General features: G+C 46.6%; 18 protein-coding genes and 1 pseudogene. 11 read left to right on the forward strand and 8 right to left on the reverse strand.

Annotation, left to right across the window (positions count from 1 at the left end):
- Positions 1-360 precede the first annotated feature (360 nt).
- The 4 genes and pseudogenes from ACO6VE_RS19795 to ACO6VE_RS19810 all read left to right on the forward strand — a co-directional run.
- A pseudogene (locus tag ACO6VE_RS19795) lies at positions 361-928 on the forward strand (Mu transposase domain-containing protein); the annotation flags it as partial.
- Positions 929-962: 34 nt separating this feature from the next.
- On the forward strand, positions 963-1718 hold the full coding sequence (gene istB, locus ACO6VE_RS19800) for an IS21-like element helper ATPase IstB (RefSeq protein WP_422444708.1): 756 nt from the start codon (positions 963-965) through the stop codon (positions 1716-1718).
- Between the two features lie 44 nt (positions 1719-1762).
- Positions 1763-2131 carry a hypothetical protein gene (locus tag ACO6VE_RS19805; RefSeq protein WP_422444706.1) on the forward strand — a complete coding sequence of 123 codons (369 nt, stop codon included), beginning with the start codon at positions 1763-1765 and terminating at the stop codon, positions 2129-2131.
- 327 nt (positions 2132-2458) lie between these two features.
- A complete protein-coding gene (locus ACO6VE_RS19810) occupies positions 2459-2872 on the forward strand; it encodes a hypothetical protein (protein ID WP_422444702.1) in 414 nt (137 codons plus the stop codon).
- Positions 2873-2924: 52 nt separating this feature from the next.
- Here ACO6VE_RS19810 and ACO6VE_RS19815 read toward each other — a convergent pair whose 3' ends face one another.
- Positions 2925-3695 carry a hypothetical protein gene (locus tag ACO6VE_RS19815; RefSeq protein WP_422463029.1) on the reverse strand — a complete coding sequence of 257 codons (771 nt, stop codon included), beginning with the start codon at positions 3693-3695 and terminating at the stop codon, positions 2925-2927.
- Between the two features lie 326 nt (positions 3696-4021).
- Between ACO6VE_RS19815 and ACO6VE_RS19820 the strand changes: the two genes are divergently transcribed.
- Positions 4022-4603: a phage integrase N-terminal SAM-like domain-containing protein gene (locus tag ACO6VE_RS19820; RefSeq protein ID WP_422463031.1), complete on the forward strand. Its 582-nt coding sequence runs from the start codon at positions 4022-4024 to the stop codon at positions 4601-4603.
- Between the two features lie 199 nt (positions 4604-4802).
- On the opposite strand, the gene ACO6VE_RS19825 is transcribed toward ACO6VE_RS19820, so the two are convergent.
- Positions 4803-5009 carry a hypothetical protein gene (locus ACO6VE_RS19825; protein WP_422463032.1) on the reverse strand — a complete coding sequence of 69 codons (207 nt, stop codon included), beginning with the start codon at positions 5007-5009 and terminating at the stop codon, positions 4803-4805.
- A 15-nt stretch (positions 5010-5024) separates the two neighbouring features.
- Here ACO6VE_RS19825 and ACO6VE_RS19830 point away from each other — a divergent pair, with 15 nt between their 5' ends.
- The gene (locus ACO6VE_RS19830) at positions 5025-6269 is read left to right on the forward strand and encodes a transposase (RefSeq protein ID WP_422463034.1); all 1245 of its coding nucleotides are present in this window, start codon (positions 5025-5027) and stop codon (positions 6267-6269) included.
- 188 nt (positions 6270-6457) lie between these two features.
- Here the strand turns inward: ACO6VE_RS19830 and ACO6VE_RS19835 are convergent, their stop codons facing one another.
- A complete protein-coding gene (locus ACO6VE_RS19835) occupies positions 6458-7579 on the reverse strand; it encodes an ISAs1 family transposase (RefSeq protein WP_422463036.1) in 1122 nt (373 codons plus the stop codon).
- Between the two features lie 184 nt (positions 7580-7763).
- Here ACO6VE_RS19835 and ACO6VE_RS19840 point away from each other — a divergent pair, with 184 nt between their 5' ends.
- Positions 7764-7940, forward strand: coding sequence for a hypothetical protein (locus tag ACO6VE_RS19840; RefSeq protein ID WP_422444686.1), 177 nt, complete (start codon positions 7764-7766; stop codon positions 7938-7940).
- Positions 7941-8017: 77 nt separating this feature from the next.
- Here the strand turns inward: ACO6VE_RS19840 and ACO6VE_RS19845 are convergent, their stop codons facing one another.
- The 5 genes from ACO6VE_RS19845 to ACO6VE_RS19865 form a co-directional block, all read right to left on the reverse strand.
- Positions 8018-8881: an RHS repeat-associated core domain-containing protein gene (locus tag ACO6VE_RS19845; RefSeq protein ID WP_422463038.1), complete on the reverse strand. Its 864-nt coding sequence runs from the start codon at positions 8879-8881 to the stop codon at positions 8018-8020.
- Positions 8878-9033 carry an RHS repeat domain-containing protein gene (locus ACO6VE_RS19850; protein WP_422444676.1) on the reverse strand — a complete coding sequence of 52 codons (156 nt, stop codon included), beginning with the start codon at positions 9031-9033 and terminating at the stop codon, positions 8878-8880. Before ACO6VE_RS19850 ends, ACO6VE_RS19845 begins: the two co-directional genes overlap by 4 nt.
- A 334-nt stretch (positions 9034-9367) precedes the next feature.
- Positions 9368-11200, reverse strand: coding sequence for a glutamine--fructose-6-phosphate transaminase (isomerizing) (gene glmS / locus ACO6VE_RS19855; RefSeq protein ID WP_422444674.1), 1833 nt, complete (start codon positions 11198-11200; stop codon positions 9368-9370).
- 88 nt (positions 11201-11288) lie between these two features.
- Positions 11289-12665 (reverse strand): bifunctional UDP-N-acetylglucosamine diphosphorylase/glucosamine-1-phosphate N-acetyltransferase GlmU, encoded by a 1377-nt coding sequence (glmU, locus tag ACO6VE_RS19860; protein ID WP_422444672.1) that lies wholly within the window; start codon positions 12663-12665, stop codon positions 11289-11291.
- A 341-nt stretch (positions 12666-13006) separates the two neighbouring features.
- Positions 13007-14686, reverse strand: a complete 1680-nt coding sequence (locus ACO6VE_RS19865; RefSeq protein ID WP_422463040.1) for an endonuclease/exonuclease/phosphatase family protein — start codon at positions 14684-14686, stop codon at positions 13007-13009.
- Between the two features lie 284 nt (positions 14687-14970).
- On the opposite strand from ACO6VE_RS19865, the gene ACO6VE_RS19870 reads away from it, so the two are divergent.
- The 4 genes from ACO6VE_RS19870 (at position 14971) to ACO6VE_RS19885 (ending at position 19636) form a co-directional block, all read left to right on the forward strand.
- Positions 14971-15711, forward strand: a complete 741-nt coding sequence (locus ACO6VE_RS19870) for a TrmB family transcriptional regulator (RefSeq protein WP_209278052.1) — start codon at positions 14971-14973, stop codon at positions 15709-15711.
- A gap of 362 nt (positions 15712-16073) precedes the next feature.
- Positions 16074-16982: an outer membrane protein OmpK gene (locus tag ACO6VE_RS19875; RefSeq protein WP_422444668.1), complete on the forward strand. Its 909-nt coding sequence runs from the start codon at positions 16074-16076 to the stop codon at positions 16980-16982.
- Positions 16983-17165: 183 nt separating this feature from the next.
- Positions 17166-18140 (forward strand): hypothetical protein, encoded by a 975-nt coding sequence (locus ACO6VE_RS19880; protein ID WP_422463042.1) that lies wholly within the window; start codon positions 17166-17168, stop codon positions 18138-18140.
- Between the two features lie 158 nt (positions 18141-18298).
- Positions 18299-19636 carry an OprD family outer membrane porin gene (locus ACO6VE_RS19885; RefSeq protein ID WP_422444664.1) on the forward strand — a complete coding sequence of 446 codons (1338 nt, stop codon included), beginning with the start codon at positions 18299-18301 and terminating at the stop codon, positions 19634-19636.
- The last annotated feature ends 14 nt before the right edge of the window (positions 19637-19650 follow it).

A 19650-nucleotide genomic window follows, 5' to 3' on the forward strand; every position in this document is an offset into this window, starting at 1 on the left:
CAAAGAACGTTGCGACTGTAAGGCGGTGGTGTTTTAATGTACACAAACAAAGTAGCCGGTTTGAGAAAGAGAGTATGTCAGGCCGGATTGAACTGGCAGGGTTAGATCAGGACTATCGAACCGAGCTGGTACTTGAGAAGTTTTATCCTGACTAAACAGCGAGTTTAAATTCAGGCTGCAGAAGCAGCACAAGGTACAAGCTTCGTGTGAGGCCGGTGGCTTTTTGTGTCAATTTTCCATATTTTGGTTTCTTTTCATCAATCCTGCCTAAAATACGCGCTGGATTGTCTGAGAATATTCGATCTGCAATGTTGGCAGTCATGAGCAGAGCAAAAATATGAACTATGGTGCATCTGATGCGACCACCCTGATCAATACGCTGAGTGGAAAGAGGCTCGGGTACACATTGACTACCATGTGTCAGTAGACGGCCATTACTACTCCGTGCCTTACCAACTGGCCAAAAAGCAACTCTCTGTTCGCTTCACCCAGAATACGGTTGAGTGCTTTTACCAGGGTAAACGGGTCGCCAGTCATCAACGGTTGTACCAGAAAGGCCGGTATAGTACTCAGCCTGAACACATGCCGGAAAAGCACAGACAACATGCCGAGTGGACACCCGAGAGACTCCAGAACTGGGCTGCCCAAACAGGGCCTGAAACAGATACGACGAATCCTCTCAGACCGTCGCTATCCGCAACAAGGCTATCGCAGCTGCCTTGGCATCATGAGGCTGGGAAAAAGTTATGGTGATGCCCGCCTTGAAAACGCCTGTCGTCGTGCACTGTATACTGATGCCTGCTCTTATCGCAGTCTCGAATCCATCCTGAAGCACAACCTGGATCAACAACCGCTGCCGCAACTGGAACCGGGACCTGCATTGCCGGATCATCATGAGAACCTTCGTGGCTCTGACTACTTCAACTAATCCAGCACGAATAATAGAGAAAGGAACCAGAACCATGTTATTGAATCCAACATTAGAAAAACTGCAAACGCTGAAACTATCCGGCATGTATGAAGCACTTAATGAGCAATTAAACAGTCCAGAAATAGAACAAATGTCGTTTGATGAACGGTTGGGTCTGATGGTTGATCGGGAAATGACTATCCGTGATAACCGGCGCTTGAAAACCCGTTTAAAAAATGCACGACTAAGGCAGCATGCCTGCATGGAAGACATTGACTTCCGCCACCCTCGCGGACTCAAGCGTGAGCAGTTTCAACAGTTACTGGGCAGTGGCTGGATAAAGGATCATCAAAACGTCATTATCACCGGACCAACCGGGGTTGGTAAAACCTGGCTGGCCTGTGCCCTGGCACAGAAAGCCTGCCGTGATGGTTATACAGTCCAGTACCAGAGGCTGCCAAGACTGCTTCAGGACCTGAGCCTTGCCCGTGCTGATGGTCGTTACCTGAAGATCATGACGACGCTGGCCAAAACCGATCTGCTCCTTCTGGATGACTGGGGGCTTGCCCCCTTAAACGAGAGTCAGAGGCGAGACTTGCTGGAGCTGTTTGAAGACCGGCACAACCTCAAGAGCACGCTGATTACCAGCCAGATGCCGGTTGATCACTGGCATGAACTGATCGGTGATCCGACACTGGCAGATGCGATTCTGGACCGGTTGATTCATAACGCCCACCGCGTCCCTCTGAAGGGTGAGTCACTGCGCAAGAAACAGGCAAAACTGGCGAAGTCCGAACCTAAGTCCTAAGCTACAAACCGATGCGTCGCTGCGCTCCGATGGGGGGTGGCCGAATGCTCCGGAATGCGCAGACACACGACAGCGCAAACAGAAAAAAACAAAAGGCGCAGTTGAAACCGTTAAAAGCTCAGGGTCAAAACCCCGGACAGGCGATTCCATACCCACTCAGTAGCTACTTTGAACTGGTTGACTGGTCTGGCCGAATTATCCGCAAAGGCAAACGTGGTCGTATAACTGGCAATGCACCACCCATCTTGGAGCGCTTGGGTATTGACCCAAATGAATGGCTGGAGACTATGCGCTGGCACAATCGTTTCCACTGCGCAGTCGGCAGGCTGGCTTCACTGAAGGCTTATGCAGAAAGCACCGGAAAATGCTGGGTTCATGGGATGTCTGTGAGCGGTGATCTCTATACTGCCTGATCAACACATTTTCATTTACTTTAATGTGGCCAGAATTTTCTGATTGCTCTTTCTTATATTTTCTCAATAGTGTCTTCTATCTGGCCGTTGCTGAGTACTTTTTATACTCTTCTTGCTTGGTATTAATGAGAATTTCTTAAAATAATCAACACTATCATTTAAAAAATGAATAAATGATGTACTCTCTTCACTTTTTAAAAAGTGGGTGTCCTTTTTTTGTAACTGATCGAATAATAGTGCCAATAAATCAGGTAATTTATACAGCTTGACGGTAAACATACCTGCTACTACCTTCTAAATTCACTAATTTATAAAAAAGGTTGTGTGATGTCTTTTTTAAACCCGAATGACTCAGCTTTTCAGCATATTGAACATGAGTACCGCCAAATACAGCAACAATCATACACTCGATTACAAGCTGGTCGAGCTAGAATTGGGCTTATTGATAGTAAAAGTGCTGTGATTCAGAAGAGAAATATGTTGCAGATTAAATTTTCTAAAGCCAGTTCTTTGGAAGAGTTTAATGCACTTCAGTCTGATTTAAATCTATTGGATACTTATATTCAACAGACAAATGAAATTGAACAAAAAATCATGAACACTCCTGTTCATACCCCAAGAAATATTGAAGAAGAAGTGAACAGAGAAATAAAAGGATTGTTTTTAACTGGAAGGTTTGAAAAGAAAGATTTGGCGACCTTATTCCATGTTTCTGAAAGTCATGTATCCAATATAACCTAGAACTTGTGAGTTTTTATGAGCAGCTAACGCCTAAACCAGATTCGCGGTAGTGTCACCTGGATTTATTAGTTAGCTGCTGTTCGATTTTTTCAGCTGAGTTTGTAGCGATGTCGATACTATTATATAAATGAATTGACGGTAGTATTAACAATGGGACAATCAAGGGTAATCCAACAAATGAACGCAGTATTGGTTTAGAATATTTTATATTTTCTCTTGCTATGTAGAAAATGTGAGGGCATGGTGTGCACCGGCTAGCTTTTGAAATAATTTTATAATCACTAAGATTACGGTTTGGTATATTTTTTTTGAGATCAATCTTTAACGATTCTTTTGCCTTCTGAATGTTGCCCCATATGATTAAATTGGTTCCATCACTTTTGTAAAATGTTTCATAATTATTGTATTTTGATACTTTCGGAGCTAATGCATGAAACAATATTATTGAAATAAGTGTAAATAATCCTGATACCCAATACAAATCAATTGTTATTGGTACTTGTTCGGAATCGATGAAGGTTGGTAGGTTTTTATAAAAGATACTAATTATTGAATACATAGTTACTGCAAATAATAGTAATTTATTCGTCAGGAGCGCTCTTAATGTATTCCAATTGTCTAGTGATCCATTCTCTTCTATGTAATTGAAGTATACATATCCAACTGCAAGAAGAATTATAAAAATAGCAATCTGTGTAATGTAGGATAGAGAACCTAGAGTAGTATCAGTAAAAGTAAATGCTTCCGATATAAGATTAACAAGTGTTAAAGTGGCTAGAGAAGTCATTAATGACCAAATAATTGGTGATACCTTAAATTTCAATTTTTAATCCTAGATGAGTTAATGGTATAAAGTTTTGTTTGCAGCTAACAGTCGTTTACACGAATCAGTTTCGCATAACATACTGTAGATTCGCTATACACACCAGCCGATCCCCCCATACAGCGTGACTTACACAGCGTTCTTCATTTTAAAGGCTATATCTTCTGATTCGTATTTGGTAATTCGTATATTTTTCGGTCAAGCAACCCGTGTGATTACAGATTGCTTTATTTTCATTCAAAACAACAGGTTAACCATTCAGTTGATTTTCTGCATATACGAACTAGCTTTTACTGTATAAAATTACAGTATCAAGCAGGACTTATATGAGATTACAAGAACGTTTTCAAATTGCCATTCGCTCTACCGGTTATTCTCTGTCTACCGAGCGCAGCTACTGGGACTGGATTAAACGCTTTATAAAATTTCATAAAATGCGTCATCCCGATTTACTGGCTGGCGATGATGTCCGTGATTTTCTCACTTATCTGGTGATGAAAAAGCACGTTGCTGTCAGTACTCAGCAGCAGGCATTGAGTGCCCTGGTCTTTTTGTACAAACAAGTGCTGAGGCGTGACAGTTTCACGATCAATGACTGGCAAAAATCCAAACGCCCCAAAAAACTCCCTGTTGTGTTTTCGGTGACTGAAGCCAACTCTGTCTTGTACTATCTCAAAGGCACGCCATTATTAGTTGCCCAATTAATGTACGATGCCGGTCTTCGACTGAAGGAAGCTCTGCGTCTCAGAGTTCAGGATGTTGATTTTGGGCGCATGGAAATTACCGTTCGCCATGGCAAGAGTGGTAAAGACAGAATGACTCTGTTGCCCAAAGCGTCTGTTGAAGCATTACGGACCCATGTACTCAATCGCGGTGGTAAAGCGGTTTTAAGCCCGGTTGATCGCTGATAAAAAATGATAAAACATTCCTGAACAGCACTCACGCTACCGCTCCTCTATGCCATTTCCTTGAGTATTAAGGCAGTTGTACTTTACACGACAATTTAACAATAGTTGTATAGGAGTAAAATGTTACCATCGAACTGTTTATCAAAATACCTTTTTAAATCAGGCCACCAGCGGTGACACCGAATACAATTACCGGTTATCAAACAGTAATTAAACGACGAACGGCAACTTCATCCATGGCGTCGCCGGTTCCTGCCAGGGCAACCTCGCCTTGGTCCAGTATCCGCCTGGCAAACTCAAAGAACGGCTCAACCAGCAGAATAGCCGTCTCACCCCGGTCACGAACCAGACTAATAACCCTAAATTCAGCGGTTAAACCATCAGCTAAACTCTTACCCTCAGTCATACCGAGGGCTCACAGATGGTTCGTCCACCAAAACCCGCTCACCCAAAGGGTGAGCTGTCAGAAATGAAAAAAGACCCCTTGTCGGTCACGCTCGAAGTCGATTCTTTCGATGGAAAAATTCATGTTGAGTGGGAACCGGAAGCTTCGGTCACTCCAATGGGGCAATTGGCTTTTTTTATCCAATTTTTAAAAACGGGCCATCGATTTGAACCCTGGGTCAATGATTGCCCATTGACCTATAAAAGCCCCAATGCACCTCAAAAAGTTGATGTGCTCGGGTCAATAATGCTCTCCATACTTTCCGGCCATAAACGATACGCACACATTGGAACCATTATTGGCGACAACGTTAATGCACAGCTTCTTGGCATGAAAAAAATTGTCAGTGACGATTCCGCCAGACGTGGTTTGAAGAAAATTGATGAGCAGCAAGGCGTTGAATGGATGCAAAAACATCTGCACCTCTGCTTTGATCCACTGTTAACCATTCCATGGATTATGGATGTCGATGTGACTGTAAAAACCATCTATGGAAATCAGGAAGGTGCAGAGAATGGTTACAACCCATATAAAAAAGGAAGGCCATCCCACACCTACCACTCCTACATGATGGCCAACTTAAAATTGATACTCGAAGTTGAAGTCAGGCCGGGTAATGAAAGTCATAGTAAATACTCATTGCCAGGATTAATGGCGTTATTAAATCGTTTGCCAAAATGTTGCTGGCCTGAATTTGTTCGTGGCGATTGTGATTGGGGAAATGATCGAGTGATGTGTGAATTGGAAAGCGCGGGCTGTCATTATCTTTTTAAAGTTAAAAAGCATGACAACGTCAAGAAAGCCATATGCCAAGCGCACTGCAGCGGAGGCTGGACAAAATATGATAAGCACTGGGAAGGCAAGGAATCGGTTATTAAATTATCAGGATGGAAAAAAGAACGGCGTATTATTATTGTACGCAGACGTCGTCCTGAAAACGAAATGCTGGTCCTGGAAAAAGAATTAAAAGAGCGTCAAACAACACTGGCTTTAATTGAAGAACCGGACAATATAAAAGCCTATGAGTACTCAGTACTTGTCACTTCACTTGATAATGATGTTGTCTCCATTATTAACCATTATCGAAACAGGGCTGACTGTGAAAATAATTTTGATGAAATAAAAAACCAATGGGGCTGGGGCGGATACGTGATGTCGCATGCTAGCGAGAATGGTAGCTTTAATATACAACTGGTGGACGCTTTATGTTCGTTTAAGTAATCCTGAATCCCACAAGGAATCTATTACCAGTCGTCCATTATTAATGAGTTCAATTGGAAAGCTCACCAGGGCTTACGCATGAAGAGAATGGTTCTCATTAACTCATTCACTCGAGCATAAAATGCACAATATTTACTATCAACATCCATGATTAACAGAAGTGAAGATGAACTGTTCAAGTAGTTCAGTCAGGTAGAGTCATCCCAAGCGCAATCATTGCGCCTGCGTCGAATACTGCCCTTTCCCACACGATCCATCTTAAAAATATTGAGTGCCAGACGACGCAGAGTCGATAAGTTTTCAGCTCCATTTTCATGTTTGGTTTGACAGGCATCTTCATTAAAGGAGACGTCCAGCACCCAATGAAGCTTATTTTCGACTTCCCAGTGGATCCGGGTTGCATTGAGCATTTCATGCGCAGACATGGATTTACTGCTGATATAAAAGCGTAAAGCCGTTGTCACCTTGTTATTGATGGTCCTGTCTGCCTGAACAACTCCGAACTGCTTGATGCCCTGCCATTCTGCATGTGTTGATAGAAGGTTCAAATCAGTAAAGACCCAGCAGCAGCGGTACTCATGGTGCCCATGGCCTTTATTTTCCTGTTCAGCAAAGACATCTGATAGTTCATCTTTAGGGTTTAGCTCCCAATGCTTCTCAACTGCTTCCTGAATATCCTTCTGCAAGGTTTCCTGATTGCCCTTTACAGCCAGAAGATAGTCAGCCCCTTGTTCGATACACGTCGATGCAATGCTTTTTTGGCAACTCATTGCATCAGCAGTGATAAGGGCTCCTTGCATGTCAAGAGCCTCCATGAGTGTAGGAACTGCGGTAATCTCATTCGATTTGGAGTCTACTTTTTGTTGTCCTAACACTAATCCAAGCCGATGGCTCCAGGCACTAACCATATGTACAGCGCGCTTACCCTTTCCTTTGCCTCGGGAACCTTTAATCGATTTACCATCAATGGGAATAATATCGGTATATTCGCCTTCTGGTAACGCATCTGGGAATGCAGACTTTATCCAGCGTAGAAAGCATTTCTGGAATGATGCTGTGTTGAGATGAGTAAACACGCGATAAAAGGTGTCGTGCGAAGGAATACCGTTAGGTAGCGCTAAAAAAGTCTTGAGCCATCCGAACTTTTTCTTCCCATAAGACTCCATATCCTCCCAGGATTCACCATTACTCATGATGCAACAAAGAGCTATCATCAGAATGTCTATCAACTTGTGTTCACACCGGTTGGGGTTCTTGCGGGAATCTTCTACATCAACCATAAAGGTGATAAGGGGAGCAGGCTTGAGCATCAGTTGTCGTTAAATTACTGAATTCTACTACAGGTCTGCTCAATCCTTTGCATAGTACTAATAGCTAACTTTTGGTGGAAAATAGCAATCTAATTGAGAATGAGAATACAGGCGCGTAAGCCCTGGAAAGCTCACCGAATCAGGTAATCAAAAGAAAATAAAATTGACAAGCCATCATCGTTTGATGAATAAAATTGCTGAATTACAAAGCCAGCTGTGTGATTTTCTTGATTCAATTAAAAGTATTGCACCGCAGTTGAGTTCATTTCAGCCCTGGTTTCGCATTCTAACGAAAGCGACCTCAAAATTTTTGAAAAATGGTCAGGTTATTGCAGATCAACCATTAATCAGCTCGGGGTAAATGCTGGTATAGAGTTCAGTTGAGAGGTTCAAAAGCTATCCCTGCGGGCATGGCTCAGAGGTGATCAACTGCTTAATTTAGGTTGATGGCCCCCATCCAATAACTGCACCTGATAAGGCACCTGCACCTCGAGTAATACCAGCAGCCCATACGCCACCAATTGCAGAACCTACAACAGCCCCCAAATTTATGTTGGTATTATTACAAGGGTCTTTATCGATATTATTTCCAATAACCTGACCTAGGAGGTTGGTTCCACCACCAATAAAAGCAGACGTACCAATACCTACTCCACCGAAGAGCCCCGTTGCTGCGCCAGCAGCAGCCCCCAAACTGCCTGCAATTAGAGCATCAGTAATACTCGATCCAGTTGCTAATGCGCCAGTGAAAGCTGAGACACCACCTATCATTCCACCAATAGCGGCACCAGGTAATCCAATTTCCCCTGTGGGATCAATATACATAACAGGGTTTCCACCTGCATACACGTATGCATTCAGCCCCCCGCGAAGCCCAATCGGATCACTCTGAAAATACCGCCCAGTTCCCGACGCATAATCCCTGAACCGGTTGTAATACAACCCACTCTCACCATCCGCATACTGCCCGGGGAAGCGAATATTAAACCCAAGGCTTTCACCTCTGGTGATATCCGCAACACCATACGGCGAGAGGTTGGTTGCCCAGACAGTGCTGCCAGCCTGATCCGCCATGGCTCTTGGCGTTGATAGCTGATCTGCATGCACATCATACACACCATTCGTTGTTTTGTACTGCAATGGTGCAAAACCAAGGGCATAACGATACTGTTTGACCAGTGCATTGTTACTGTCGTATTCGTAGCCGTAATCGATACCGGCCACATCGGTGTAGTTCTGGCGGGTCAGCTGGCCTGCGGCATCGTAATCCCAACGGCTGGTACGACCATTGGTTTTGCTCAACGGATGACTTTACCTTGTGCATCCACCTGGAGCAGCCGTTTGGCGGTATCATGCTGGTAAGTAGTTTCAATGCCTCGCGGGTCGGAGCTGCTGGTCAGCAGGTTATTAGCCCGGTAGGGGTGCCAGGCACATTGCGAGAGTACTGAGTTCACACCCTTCGATACTTAGACAAGCTCAAAACTCAGGACGAAAAGAGTGGAACCAAAGAAAGGTTGAAGTTATTTAAGGACTATTATTTAGCGCTATTGAGGAGGAATAGGGGCTCCCATGATTAACATAGAAGCCAGCAGCGCTACACAGGCTGCTCTATTTCTTTCCACCCTGTGTCAGCAGTTGTCGGAGTACAAAATAGTTTGATCAGTTACCTTAAAGCTTGATAATTCTGGCTGTAGCCTTTTGTTTATCCGCCTTCTGTGTAAATTTCGGCCTGTTTTTTTATCAAACTATAGTGTCAACCTACAACATTACTGCCACCAAATACCCGAATTATTCAACCGTCACACTTTTGGCCAGGTTGCGCGGCTGATCAACATCGGTACCCTTGATAATCGCCACATAATAAGAGAGCAGCTGCAGGGGAATGGTGTAAAGAATCGGGGCAACCACTTCCGGCACCTCGTCCACTGGCAGAACCCGGACACCTTCGGTCTCGGTCAGGTTGGCCTGTTTATCCGCAAAGACAAACAGCTGTCCGCCTCTTGCCCGCACCTCTTCCATATTGGATTTCAGTTTTTCCAGCAGGTCGTTGTTCGGTGCCACCACAATTACCGGCATATCGTTATCGATCAGTGCCAGTGGGCCATGCTTCAGTTCACCCGCCGCATAAGCTTCGGCATGGATATAGGAAATCTCTTTAAGCTTCAGAGCCCCTTCCATGGCGATGGGGTACTGGGTACCACGGCCCAGGAACAGACTGTGATGCTTATCGGCAAAGGCTTCCGCCATGGCTTCAATATCATCACTCAGGGCCAGGGTACTCTTCAGGATGTGTGGCAGATTCCGTAACGCTGAAACAACATTGGATTCCTGTTCCGGGGTCATTCCCGTATGTCGGCCAATGGCCGTCACCAGCATCAGCAGTGCCGTTAACTGGGTGGTAAATGCCTTGGTGGATGCCACGCCAATTTCTGCACCGGCCCGGGTCATCATGGCGATATCCGATTCCCGCACCATGGAAGAGCCCGGCACATTACAAATGCTCAGTGAGGCCATATAGCCCAGTTCTTTTGCCAGTTTCAATGCCGCCAGCGTATCGGCGGTCTCACCGGACTGGGAGATGGTAACAAACAGGCAATCCTCCGGCACAAAGAATTTCCGGTAGCGGAACTCAGAGGCAATCTCAACACGACAGGGAATACCCGCCAGCTCTTCAAACCAGTAGCGAGCCACCATACCGGCATGGTAACTGGTACCGCAGGCAACGATTTGCACGGCACGGGTTTTATTGAGGATCTCCTGACCTTCTTTGCCCAGGATATCGAGATTCAGCTGATGCTCGCCCAGTCGACCTTCCAGGGTATTGGCGATGGCTTCCGGCTGCTCGTGGATCTCTTTCAGCATGTAGTGGCGATAAGGGCCTTTATCACCAGCATCATGTTCAATGTCGCTGTCCCGGGCATCTCGCTCAACAGGGTTGCCAGCAGCATCCAGAATCGTCACCCCGTTGCGGGTCACTTCCGCTACATCGCCTTCTTCCAGGAACATGAATCGGCGGGTCACCGGGAACAGTGCCAGCTGGTCGGAGGCGATAAAGTGTTCGCCAATACCGACCCCAATTACCAGTGGGCTGCCGGAGCGAGCGACCACAAGACGTTCATTGTCGTTGCAGTCCATCACCACCATGCCATAGGCACCTTCCAGCCTGGCTACCGCTTTCTGCACGGCGTCGAGCAGGGAGTCACTACCCTTGAGTTCCAGGCTGACCAGATGGGCAATAACTTCCGTATCGGTATCCGAGGTAAAGACATAGCCTTCGCCCTGCAGAAACACTCTTAATGCTTCATGGTTTTCAATAATGCCATTATGAACAACGGCAATATGATCTTCTGATACGTGAGGATGGGCGTTACGCTCACTGGGTGCACCATGGGTGGCCCAGCGGGTATGGGCAATACCGGTGCCGCCCCGAAGCGGGTTCAGGGAAACTGCTTCGGCCAGCTCAGATACCTTGCCGGTACGCCTTTCTCTGTGAAGTTCGCCATTGTCGTTAATAATAGCGACACCTGCTGAGTCATAGCCCCGGTATTCCAGACGACGAAGCCCTTCCAGCAGAATATCTGCTACATCTCTTTGCGCTACAGCACCAACAATCCCACACATAGTTGTCGATCCCCTGGGTCATCATAAAGGTTGCAAAAATCATCAGGGAGTGGATGACCTGAGAGTCATCTCCCCCTTCCTGTAAATCTCAGTCTTTCTTTACCGGGCGCTGCCAGCCTTCGATATTGCGCTGCTTGCCACGTGCCACGGCCAACTGATCATCGGGAATATCTTTGGTAATGGTGGAACCAGCACCGGCGGTTGCACCACGCCCAATGGTCACAGGAGCCACCAGCGAACTGTTGCTGCCGATAAAAGCGCCATCGCCAATCACCGTCCTGAATTTATTGACACCGTCGTAATTGCAGGTAATGGTGCCAGCACCAACATTCACCTCATCGCCAACTTCAGCGTCGCCCACATAGCTGAGGTGATTGACCTTGCTGCCTTTGCCAATCACGGTTTTCTTGATTTCCACAAAGTTGCCGACCCGGGCTTTTTCCTTAAGTTCGGTGCCTGGCCTCAATCGGGCAAACGGGCCAACCTCACACCCGGCAGCGACAACCGCATCTTCAAGAATGGAGTGTGCCTTGATAATGGCACCTTCCCCGATAACAGAGTTGCGAATCACACAACCGGGTTCGATATAAACGTTATCCGCCAGCTCAACCTTGCCTTCGAGAACCACATTGATGTCCAGGGTAATGTCATGGCCAGTCTTGACGTCGCCACGAATATCCAGACGATGTGGGTCAATGATCGTGACACCATTCACCATCAGGTTATTGGCCAGCTGCTGTTGCCGGGCACGTTCCAGCTCCATCAGCTGGACACGACTGTTAACACCTTCCACTTCAATTGGGAGCTGCGGCTGAACGTGAATGACCGGGGTATCTTCGGTCACGGCCATCGAGACAATATCGGTGAGATAGAACTCATGCTGGGCATTTTCATTTTTCAGGCCATTAACCCAGCCACTGACCTTATTGCCGGGAATGGCCATGATGCCCGTATTCACTTCATTGATGGCCAGCTGCTCCGGGCTGGCGTCCTTATCCTCAACAATGGCCTGAATATTGCCAAAACCATCGCGGATAATCCGGCCATAACCGGAAGGGTTGGCCAGGTTAATGGTCAGCAGGCCGAGGCGCTCACCGTTACTGGCCGCCAGCAGAGACTGCAGGGAAGAGGAGTGAATCAGGGGAACGTCGCCATAGAGCACCAGCACCACATCGGCACCTTTGCAGCCCGGCAGTGCCTGCTGCACAGCATGGCCGGTACCCAACTGCTCTTCCTGTACCACCCAGTTAAGATCGTAGTGGCCCAGTGCCTGTTTTACCTGCTCTGCGCCGTGACCAATCACCACATGAATCTTGCCGTCACCGACTTTTCTCTGCGTGTGCAGGGCACTGAGGATCACATGCTCCAGCATGGGCTTGCCAGCGATACGATGCAGCACCTTTGGCAGTTTGGATTTCATGCGGCTGCCCTGCCCGGCAGCAAGAATAACGATATCAGCTCTCATGGTAGCCTCGGTCGACAAAGTGCCCCAACGGGAGCATCTGCTTTATAACTGTTTCGTCTGGTAACGTAAAAACAAAAGCACTTTCAGGTATCAAGCCTGATAAATCGGAGTGTTTTTTGGGAGAAAAATACCAGAACAGAAATTATGTTTTTCTGAAATGTCAGGAATATTGAACGATTGGAGTCATTGGAATAACTGTCACAGTTATCCAACCACTGACTCCTGAATGCTCGAAAATCTACTTCACTTCAGTAGGTTAATCACAGTGCGTAAAAAGACAACCCTTTATGTCATAAAATAATTGACAACAGCGCAAGCAACAGCAGTACCGACAGCACGGTTTACCCGATGTTTGACCTGGGTATTCCGGAAACAGGATTCATACTTTGCCTGACCACTTTTTCCAGCCGGTCAAGCTCATTCACAATCACTGGTTGTCTTTTATAATAAGTCCTGCATTCAGCAATTCTGCACAGGGGATTGACGCCTGAGAACTCTTCGTCAATTGTATGCTCACCGGTCTGATCACTGATCAGGCGACCATAGTCAAACTTCAATTGCTTCACCAGATCCCTGACCTCTCGGGTGGTAAAATTCTCCGGCTTCAGGCGGGCAATGGCCGCAGAAAAACCTTCCGCTTCCCGGTAGATAACAGAAACCGGCAAATGGTCAGATAACCCGCTTTCCAGATCATCAGCAACATCCAGCCCCAGTTGCCGTATTTCGGTATGGGATGCCCATTTTTTTTCAATGTCCCTGTAGACCAGCTGGCGGTCATAAATACAGTGGCTTGCCACCTGGGGATGTGCTTTCCAGCGTTTGCTGCCCCACGGGTAACGCACTTTGTTTCCGGCTCCGAGATACCATGACCCATCCGGCTCCCGACGATCTGCCGTCTTGATGGCTGCCTGGTCGCTATTGACAAAAAATGACTCGCTGCGCTCAACCAGCCGGGTATCATTTTCTTCATCATGGGTCTCGTAGTAACTGTCAGTAAATTTTTCCCCCAGTGCTTTCCTGCCCTGTTGATACTGTTCGTTTTTAATGACCCTCCCCTGCTCATCTGACCGGGCAATGTTCAGGTCTCCCATCAGGAAGATGCCATGATGGTGTCTGTTATTCCGCCTGTCGTTATCGCTATCCGCCTCAACCCACCGTCTGATCTGCCTCAACTCGCCAACGCGGATCGCATCATAGGTTTGACCGTCCTTAGCCTGAAGGTGGGTATTGTAAACCACGGCCGTTTTATCGTTACCGAGATCCAGTACGATGCGCAGCAGCCCTTTATTGGCCAGCTGGTCTTCTGCGGCCAGATCAGAGAAAGGCCGGAATGACACCTCCTGTACGGAATATTTGCTGGCAATGGCCAGACCACTGTTCAACCCGGTTTCCCGGGGGGCAACACTGTGCACAATATGATGGTAGTGGCCACTGAGATCCTGGCAGAGTCGCTTCGCCGCCTGCTGGTCAAACATCTCCTGGAAGCAGACAACATCCGGCATAGTGTCGGGATTGCAGGTTAATGCTGCGGCAATCTCCCCACTGCGCTGCTGTGATGAGCGCAGGTCGTTGAGATTACGGATAAACGACGGCATCAGACCAGTGTTGTAGGTCATCAAATGCAGACCCTGCTCAGGATAATAGACGGCAGGTGGCACAGAAGACTGAATCAGGGAAATGTCCTTCCTGAACAGGTTGCCAATCATGCGCAGGGAGAACCCCAGGATTCCCAATGCCAATGAAGGCACCAGAAATAAGGTGACGGCAGTCACCCGGGCTACTTTCCTGGCCCACAGTGGTACATTTTTCGTCTGTTTTTCACCCTCGGAAGACGGGCTGCTTTTGCCGGGTTGGTCATGGGCAAACAGCCTGGTTGCCGAATCGGCAACCAGAGAAACCGGTCGGGACAGAAACCGGCCAAGGTAATGGCAACCACGGCCAAAGCGGTTGTGAGAATAAACATAGTGATTATCTCTGGAAACATAATCGGTCTGAGCTTGCGCTGGCCGGACTTCAGGCATGAAATCTCCACGGGTTTGTCTGCTGCTTATATCAGCCATCGACAATTACGCTCGCCACTTAAAAGACTGTCGCACCGTTTTGCCTCCAAACTGCCTGCACCATCGAAAAAATACGATTCCCGGATATTTTTTCAGCAAGAAACAGTAAGAAGGCTATTCTTGCCCAAGGTCAGAAACCTTTGGCGTGCCGGGCTGGTTGCCAATCCTCCTGCCCTTGGTGAAAATGCGGGTTTTCTGACAGGCACTGTTTATGACTCCGACCACATTAACCCGATACCCGTGCTATGAATCTTGATACTCTGGAAAATCTTGGTCTTAGCCAACGGGAAGTCAGTACTTATCTGGCCCTTTTAAAACTTGGCTCAGCATCCATCCGGGATATTGCTGCGCAAACCGGCATCAATCGTGGCACCACCTACGAAACCCTGAAAGACCTCGCTGGCAAAGGTGTTGTCAGTTACTTCCCGAAAGGTAAGCGTCGTATCTTCTCGGCTGAACCTCCGGAAAAGCTGCTGGAGCTGGCGGAGGAAAAACGACAGTCTCTGGACACTACCATTGAAGAGATGAAGCTCAGGCTGATCCCGCAACTGAACCATCTCAAGCCGGATTTCAGTGCAGGGAATGTCCGCTTCTACGAAGGAGACAGTGGCATTGAGTTTGTACTCAAAGACATTCTCAATACGGTAGCCCGGCAACAAGACCGGGAATACAGTGTCTTTTCCTCCAAATTGATTCGCCAGCACCTGTACCGCCCGTTTCCCAACTACACACAGCAGCGTATCCGTAAGAATATCAAGGTGCGGGTGATTGCCATTGGTGAAGGCGGGGAAGATGCCGGACTGTCTGAGCGCAAGTGGATTGACGCCAAAGGGCGCATGGATGCCAGCTATATTGCGATATATCCGCCAAAAGTTGCGATGATTTCCCTGGGTTCCAGAAATTACCCGGTCGCTGTCGTGCTTGACTCACCGGAAATTGCCGCAGCTCAGCAAATTATCTTCGAGACACTGTGGAGTACGCTTTAATTGGCCACTCTGGATTGATCGGGCAGCTGGCAAGAATTCATCAAAATCTTTTCTATACTTGTCACACATCGGGCCTGTGTTACTAGTACATGGTTTCAATGAGTTTGAGGTGTACAATCTCCGTTCACCCTGAGCGTCCTTCGGCTCCGCTCAGGATGCACGGACGAAGGGTGCTTGGCACGATCTATCAGAGTCCTGAGTTTCCGCCTTTAGGCCCTATGGGTCCTTCGACAGGCTCAGGACGAACGGAGTGCGGTGGCACGGCAACCCGTCAAACTCGTTGAAACCATGTACCATGAGGTTTCACAGGCTTCCCTCTTCAATGTCACTGCTCACTGTTGAGTCTGAAACGGAGTCTGATTGTGAAAAGCTACTGCCTGAAATTATGGTGGCTGATCTGTGTCGCCGCTCTTGTTCCCCTGCTTACTCCCACCGCCCTGGCCACAGACCATAACGATGGAACGCCCCTCAGTAATGACTTCAAGTGGATGAATCTGAACCTGATGTATGCCTACAAAGAGCTACCTCGAAAAGAAGATGAAGCCAATGATGGGCATGACTATCTGGAGCTGGAGTTTGGTGGGCGCTCAGGCATTCTTGATCTGTATGGGTATGTGGATGTGTTTAATCTGACCAACCGGGATAACAGTGATAAGAAAGACAAACCCAAAATGTTCATGAAGTTTGCTCCACGGTTATCACTGGCAGGGTTATTTAATAACTTGCCCTGGGGGCCGGTGACAGATATTTACCTGGCTACCCTGTTTAACTGGGGTGGCGGTGGTGGCGCTAACTTCGACCCTGTCAGCAAAAAAAATATTCCGGGAGAAGATGCTAACAGCTCATTCTGGGGTATTGGCTCCGACCTACAGGTTCCCTGGTTTGGCAAGATGGGGCTCAACCTCTATGGATTTTATGATCTTAACCGAAAAGAGTGGAATGGCTACCAGGTGTCTACTAACTGGTTTACGCCATTTTATACCTTTCAGAACGGCTCATTTATCAGTTACCAGGGATACCTTGATTATCAGTTTGGAGGTAAACAGAACAAGACTCTCTATCCCAACAGTAAAAATCCTGACAAGGATCATGCAACCAGCGGTGGGGCAATGTTCAATGGTCTTTACTGGCACTATGACAAGTTTGCACTGGGTTATGGTTTAAAACTGTATTCAAATGTTTACCTGATAAAAGATGGAGGTAACGCATTTGGAGCCAAAACCAAAGCAAGCGGCACCAGCCATTTCTTTGCGATCAGCTATAAATTTTAATAACCATTGCTGATAATTCTATTCCTTTCAGTTTATCCGGCAAGGATGCCAGCCTTGTAGAATCCCTATTCAAATCGATAATTCATTGCTTACAGAATACTTGCAGGATAATTAACTCATAAAGACACAAGTACCAGAGAACAGATGTTATATTGGAGACAACTCTTCCCGGAAGTCATCTTTATGCAGTCAAAACCGGCGTGCACAGCAGTTACGCAGCATAAATCCTGGCCGAAACTGATCATCAATGCCTTATTAGCTTCTGTGCTTGTTGCATTGGCTTATTTCTGGGTCTCACAGGAAAACCAGAAACCCGGTTACATTTATGATAAGACTTACAAGCTGACCATTCTTAACACCAGTGAGCTTTCCCACGAATATGACAATGGAAAGTCAAACAGCAGTGATCAACTGATTCAGCGGCAGGCGCTGATCAATAAAATACGCAAAGAAGTAGAAGCCGATGGCGGGAAATTATTGTTACTCTCCGGAGGAGAACTCAGCACCAATGATGACATCCTGAACCTGAAACAACTGAACCAGCTGGGCTATAACGCCATGGCGGTGAGCCCATTGTTATTTGATGAGCCGCTGAACAATATTCGCAATCAGGAAGCCGCTGCTGACTTTCCTTTTTTGTCCGCCAACCTTTATGAATCTGAAACAGGCCGCCCCGTGTTTGATGCCTACGCCCTCTTTGACTTCGATGGGCTACGCATTGCCGTTATGGGGATTACCAGGCCGGGCGCTGTTAATGATGTCGTTTCAGAGTACCGCCGGGGTATTGAACTGATTGATCCGGCACTGGCAACGTCAGAGCTGATACCCTATCTGAGAAGACAGGCAGACATCGTAATTGTTGCCACTCATGCCATCCATTACCCAAAACTGATCAGATCTGGTAGCAAGCCAGTGTTTCCGGTAGCCAAAATGGAAGGTATTGACCTGCTGGTAGGTAATAGTGCCCTACCCCACCATGAGTCTTACCATAGGAATGAAACCGGTACATCTTTAAATGCATCTGAATGCTGCTCGGCCATTAAAAGAATTGATCTGGAATTTCGTAATGGGGAGTTAAAGAAAATAAACTCATTAAAAATCAATCTTATTAGCCAATTAGAATCAAGACCTGGCTATTTAGTACATCATTTAATTTAGACATGGTTATTAATGAGACCATAGTAATAAAATATTTTTTTACATTCGCTGAATCAAACACCATTATCTTATTCTATCGGTTAATTTCTCTCAGCTTCTGATAAAGCATCTATACTTGCTCTACTCAATCACAATCATTGATTAAGCAGGTATCTATTTTGACCCGTTTAAAACCCTATTTATTATCTTATGCTGTTGCTCTTTTCAGTGTGCCTGTTATAGCCAGTGACAGTTATGATTCATTTATCAGTGATGCCAAAATCGATGGCAAAGTACAGAGTGTATTTTTCGATGATGAGAATACCACTGACAATATAACCAAAGGTGCATGGACAGGTGCTGTATGGCTTAATGCAGAGACCGGCTACCTTGCTGACGTTGTCAGTGTTGGAGGCTCGGCCTACCGGGTTGCCAAATTGGATATGAAGCATGGTAATGCCACCTCCAGCAACCTGCTGAATGCTGATAACGAAGGCTTTGGTAAAATCGGTCAGATATGGGTGGGTTTCAAACTGCCCGACAGCTATGAAGGCCTGTCTGCCGATGTCAAAATTGGTCGTCAGCTGCTTGAAACCGGTCTGGTCACCATCTCAGGCTCCCGTTCGGTTCCCAGTGCCTGGCAGGGAGTGGATGCCAGTGTTGCAATGGACGGTTTCAAAGGCAAGATTGCCTGGTTAAATGAAGTTTCCGGAAGAACTCAGTCAGGCTTTCACTCTATTGTGAATGAAGACGGTAATAAAATTGACTGGGTAATGGGCATGCAGCTGGGCTACACCTTTGAATTAGCCAACCAGAACAGCCTTGAACTCCAATACCGTAATGGTCTTGCAGATAACTATTTAACGGCTCATAACGGTAATGTCTGGTTAAAAATGCCCCTTTATGATGGTTCAGAGCTGACTCTTGGAGGGATGTACTTCTATGCCAAACAGGATGGAGACCTCTGGGGAGCAAGTGAGCGGGATGGCTCATTTGAAAAAAAGGCGGAATTAGGAAATCTGAATGCAACCCTCAATAGCGGTCCATGGACATTTAAAGCAGCCTTCAATTATACAAAAGCCAACACAGCATCTAACTCTAATGGTTATCACACTATAGGCCATTACAACTATAACTTCGGTGATAACACCCATGGTGTCTGGGATGTACCCACTTCCGCCAACATATCCGACTTTAATTTCAATAAAGAGAAAGTCTGGCTGATTGGGGCTGAATATGATTTCAGTGATATTGGGCTTGAAGGTTTATCACTGGGTTACAACTTCGTCTATGGATCAGGAATGAAGGCAAAAGAACTGAATGGTACTGCACATGACGTTGCCGAACACGAGCATGACCTGACCATGAAATACAATTTTTCCCAATGGGGAATGAAAGACCTGCAATTCAAACTTGAATATGGCTATTACAGGAATGATGAAGCATTCCGTAAGGCTACCGGTCAGAATGAATCAGAAAAACTGCGAGCCTGGTTAAGCTACAACTTTACTATCTGATCATTGATACTCCA

The organism is Endozoicomonas sp. ALB115 (assembly GCF_049310245.1).
In the GTDB taxonomy this organism is placed as follows: domain Bacteria; phylum Pseudomonadota; class Gammaproteobacteria; order Pseudomonadales; family Endozoicomonadaceae; genus Endozoicomonas.